This is a genomic window from Thermoactinomyces sp. CICC 10522 (assembly GCF_016055075.1).
Lineage (GTDB): Bacteria > Bacillota > Bacilli > Thermoactinomycetales > Thermoactinomycetaceae > Thermoactinomyces_A > Thermoactinomyces_A daqus.
In genome coordinates, this window is the sequence record NZ_JAECVY010000046.1 from 1 (window position 1) to 2,220 (window position 2,220).

2 protein-coding genes are annotated in these 2,220 nt (G+C 49.4%); one reads left to right on the plus strand and one right to left on the minus strand.

Annotated elements, in window-relative coordinates:
• The coding region (locus I8U18_RS17470; RefSeq protein WP_304650726.1) for a hypothetical protein at nt 1–1,042 on the minus strand (1,042 nt) is incomplete at its 3' end.
• Between the two features lie 262 nt (nt 1,043–1,304).
• On the opposite strand from I8U18_RS17470, the gene I8U18_RS17475 reads away from it, so the two are divergent.
• A complete protein-coding gene (locus I8U18_RS17475) occupies nt 1,305–1,646 on the plus strand; it encodes a hypothetical protein (RefSeq protein WP_198056618.1) in 342 nt (113 codons plus the stop codon).
• The last annotated feature ends 574 nt before the right edge of the window (nt 1,647–2,220 follow it).

Here is a 2,220-nt window from a genome sequence, read left to right on the forward strand (position 1 = left end):
TGCTCATGCTGACGCCGATGCCGACGCGGATGCGGATGCGGATGCCGATGCTGATGCGGATGCGGATGCCGATGCTCATGCTGACGCGGATGCGGATGCCGATGCGGATGCGGATGCCGATGCGGACGCGGATGCGGATGCTGACGCTGATGCTGACGCGGATGCGGATGCTGACGCTGATGCCGACGCTGATGCTGATGCGGATGCGGATGCCGATGCTCATGCTGACGCGGATGCGGATGCGGATGCGGATGCCGATGCGGATGCGGATGCGGATGCCGATGCTCATGCTGACGCGGATGCGGATGCGGATGCTGACGCTGATGCGGATGCGGATGCTGACGCTGATGCCGACGCTGATGCCGATGCTGATGCGGATGCGGATGCTGACGCCGATGCCGACGCTGACGCTGATTCGGACGCTGACGCGGATGCGGATGCTGACGCGGATGCTGACGCGGATGCGGATGCGGATGCGGATGCTGACGCGGATGCCGACGCGGATGCGGATGCCGATGCGGATGCGGATGCGGATGCCGATGCTCATTCTGACGCCGATGCCGACGCGGATGCGGATGCCGACGCTGATGCGGATGCCGATGCTCATGCTGACGCTGATGCCGATGCTGATGCGGATGCGGATGCCGATGCTCATGCTGACGCTGATGCCGATGCTGATGCGGATGCTGACGCGGATGCGGATGCTGACGCTGATGCAGATGCTGACGCTGATGCCGATGCTGATGCGGATGCTGACGCGGATGCGGATGCTGACGCTGATGCGGATGCGGATGCTGACGCGGATGCGGATGCCGATGCTCATGCTGACGCGGATGCCGATGCGGATGCGGATGCTGACGCTGATTCGGACGCGGATGCGGATGCTGACGCGGATGCGGATGCTGACGCGGATGCGGATGCGGATGCCGACGCTGATGCCGATGCGGATGCGGATGCTGACGCCGATGCCGACGCTGACGCTGATTCGGACGCTGACGCGGATGCGGATGCTGACGCTGATGCGGATGCAAACGCCGGGCACAATACTTTTACAAACGGGAACAATACTATCATCAACGTAAACGATAATAGTGGCGCATATATCGGTATGGTGCTATCTACACTTACTATGTTGCAAGCCTTGAATAGGTCCGAAGATTCAGATAATATAGATACTCTAATCTCTACTCTCACTAATATACTGAATGGATTGTTACAAGGAGAAAACGACAATCGTAAAGCCCTGCTTGATGCTATTAAATCTCTCAAAAAGAGTAAACAATAAAAAGATTGGAGGAAATTCTGTGTCGCGAAAAAATGTCTCACGCTGTACGATTCCTACGAAGAAATGTAACGATAGCTTATATGTGAAAATTAGTAACAGGAACGAAAAACTTAGTTGTCAATTCAACATGAATGTATATGATAAAGATTCGCCAACAAAAGAGCTATTACCCGTTTATGAAGATGACCAACTTAAACATTCGGATATCCTGGAACCTGGAGCAGAGAAACTTTATAAGATCGACGTGTCAAAGGTAGGAAGAAAGGTTGTTTTTGAGATTATCCAAAAAAATGGCGGCTCAGGTATTAAGGTTTCCAGAAACAGCAAAGATCCATCGCTCATAGAATTACAAATCAAATAAGCGAATAAGATCTTGTATCTGACTCAAAAGGCTACTTTATGTGTCCTTTTGAGTCAGTCTTATTTATGTAGCGAAGCAACTTCGAATTATGGGTAGATTTCACGATGAATCGTATCTAACCAGATGGACGGGAAAAGCATCTCTATGGTGTTACTACGGCGAAAGCAAATGGGGAAATAGTCGTCCATGGTGGAAATTTGGTTGATGGCCAAAATATTTACTATATGAATTATTGGTATGAGTTAACGGATCAGCTTTTTGAAGAAGAGGATGAAGATGAAATTGAAGGGATTTATCCTTCTGATACTTATTTTGAACTGATTATCAGACAAGATCGGAAGAAAAGGGATATTATATTACCATTTCCCAATTATCGATTATGCCGGAAAAGGTTTGTGTATCTTGGGGTTATATGCTTAAGGCGATAAAGTACTTCTATAATCATGACGGAAAATTAAATCCGAATCTAAAATGGGATCAAGTCCAAAATTATGTGTAAATTTCCACGGTCAGAAAAAGTCGGCGTTCAACTTATGCGTGTGACTTTTGGCTGAGGTTTTTCTTTGGATTTTCG